This is a genomic window from Actinomycetospora sp., from assembly GCF_055612215.1.
Genome location: NZ_JBVPVA010000802.1, coordinates 1 through 2559, shown reverse-complemented (window position 1 = coordinate 2559; position 2559 = coordinate 1). Strand labels below are relative to the sequence as shown.

Genomic DNA, 2559 nt, shown 5'->3' with positions numbered 1-2559 from the left:
CCGCCTGCTCCTGCGCGCCGCGGTGACGCTCGCGCGCCGCCCGGCCGGCACTCCGGAGGCGCACGACCGGGTGCGCGGCGCCGCGGAGGTGACCGCGACCGCCCGGTGCGACGCCGAGGCCCTGGGGCCCGACGACCGCGTCTCCCCCGTCCTGGCCGACCACCTGCTCTGCCGGCTCGCGAGGTCCCGGGCCCTGCGGCTCGCCGGCCGCCGTGACGAGGCCGCGACGGTGCTCGACGGCGTCCGCGCCCGGCGTCCCCGCGGGGAGCCGAACCTGCTGCTCGCCGTCAGCCGCGAGCTCGCGCAGGTCACCGCCGACCGCTCGGACGTCGCGGGCCTGTCCGCGCGGCGGGCGCTGCACGACTACACCAGCGACCTCGAGGACGAGCTGTGGACGCTGCAGCGCGCCCGGGTCCTCTCGCTGACCACGCGGCTCGCGCACGAGCAGCTGCGCCGCGAGCACGGCGAGGCCACCGTGCAGGCCCGCACCGACCCGCTGACCGGGCTGCCCAACCGCCGCGCCCTCGACGACGTCCTGGCCGCGCACCTCACCACGGTCGCCACCCGCGGCGGCGCGGGATTCGCCATCGCGATGGTCGACGTGGACCGCTTCAAGACGATCAACGACCGGATGTCCCACGCCCGCGGCGACGACGTCCTGCGCCTGGTCGCCCAGACCCTGCGGCGCTGCCTGCGGGCCGACGACGTGGTGGCGCGCTACGGCGGCGACGAGTTCGTGGTGGTGCTGCCCGGCAGTTCCGAGACCGACGCGCGCGCCGCGCTCGAGCGGGCCGCGCTCGCCGTCGCGGACGTACCGGTCGGGGACGGCTCGTGGGTGTCGCTCTCGGTCGGGGTCGCCGGCGCCGAGCACTCCGGTCCGACGCCGGGGACGCTGCTGGCCCGCGCCGACCGCGCGATGTACGCGGCCAAGCGTGCGGGCGGCGGCGCGGTGGTCCTCGACGCCTCGACCGACACCCCCGCCGAGGGGCTCGCCGTCTCCGGTTGAGAGGATCGGAGCATCGTCCGGGCGCTGGTCCCGGGCGGCGCCGCCGACGCCGAGACCTCCAGGAGCGGGTAGCCGATGCCGTCGACCCCCGCCGCGGTCGTCGTCCTCGCCGCGGGAGAGGGCACCCGGATGCGCTCGGCGACCCCCAAGGTGCTCCACCCCGTCGGCGGGCGCAGCCTGCTCGGGCACGCGCTGCACGCGGCCGCGGGCGCCACCCCGGACCACCTCGTCGTCGTCGTCGGGCACGGGCGCGAGGAGGTCGGCACCCACTGCCACCAGGTCGGCGCCGAGCTCGGCCGCGAGGTCCGCACCGCGGTGCAGGACCGCCGGCGCGGGACCGGGCACGCCGTCGCGGTCGGGATCGCCTCGCTGCCCGCGGCGGCCACGGGCACCGTCCTGGTCTCCTACGGCGACGTCCCGCTCCTCGACGCCGCGACGCTGCGCGCGCTGGTCGCCGAGCACGACGACGCCGGGCACGCGGTCACCCTGCTCACCGCGGAGATGGACGACCCCACCGGCTACGGGCGGGTGGTGCGCGACGACAAGGGTGGCGTGGTCGCGATCGTCGAGCAGGCCGACGCGTCGCTGGACCAGCTGGCGATCACCGAGGTGAACTCCGGGGTCTACGCCTTCGACCTCACCCTGCTGCGCGCCGCGCTCGCGGGGCTGGGCACGGACAACGCGCAGGGCGAGCTCTACCTCACCGACGTCGTCGCCGTGGCCCACCGCGACGGGCTCTCCGTCGGCGCCGTGGAGCTGGCCGACCCGTGGCTCGTCGCCGGGGTCAACGACCGCGTGCAGCTCGCCGCGATGGGCGCCGAGATCAACCGCCGGGTGCTGGAGCGCTGGATGCGCGCGGGCGTCACCGTCGTCGACCCCCGCTCGACCTGGGTCGACGTCGGCGTCCGGCTCGCCCAGGACGTCACGCTCCTGCCCGGCACGCAGCTGCACGGCACGACGACCGTGGGCGAGGCCGCGACCGTGGGGCCGGACTCCACGCTCACCGACGTCGTCGTCGGGGCCCGCGCCAGCGTGGTGCGCACCCACGGCAGCAACTCCGTCGTCGGCCCGGAGACGTCCGTCGGCCCGTTCGCCTACCTGCGCCCCGGCGTCGAGCTGGCCGAGCGCGGCAAGATCGGGACGTTCGTCGAGGTGAAGAACTCCCGGATCGGCGCCGGCAGCAAGGTGCCGCACCTGACCTACGTCGGCGACGCCACGATCGGCGAGGGCAGCAACATCGGCGCGTCCAGCGTGTTCGTGAACTACGACGGCGTGACCAAGCACCGCAGCGTCGTCGGCGACCACGTGCGCACCGGCAGCGACAACACCTTCGTGGCGCCCGTCACCATCGGGGACGGGGCGTACACCGGGGCGGGCACGGTGGTCCGGGAGGACGTGCCGCCGGGTGCGCTGGCCGTGTCCTCGGGCCCGCAGCGCACCATCGAGGGTTGGGTGTGGCGCAAGCGCCCCGGCACCGCGGCGGCCGAGGCCGCGGCCCGGGCGGCGAGCCCGCCCGAGGGGGGACCGGACGACGCGCCGCGGTCGTCCGAGCG

Annotated in this window: 2 protein-coding genes; both read left to right on the top strand. The window is 76.9% G+C overall.

All coding sequences use genetic code 11. The features are described from left to right. On the top strand, positions 1 to 1006 hold a 1006-nt coding region (locus AC0CYZ_RS21980; protein ID WP_472219245.1), incomplete at its 5' end, for a GGDEF domain-containing protein. A gap of 75 nt (positions 1007 to 1081) precedes the next feature. Continuing rightward, the coding region (glmU, locus tag AC0CYZ_RS21975) for a bifunctional UDP-N-acetylglucosamine diphosphorylase/glucosamine-1-phosphate N-acetyltransferase GlmU (RefSeq protein WP_472219243.1) at positions 1082 to 2559 on the top strand (1478 nt) is incomplete at its 3' end.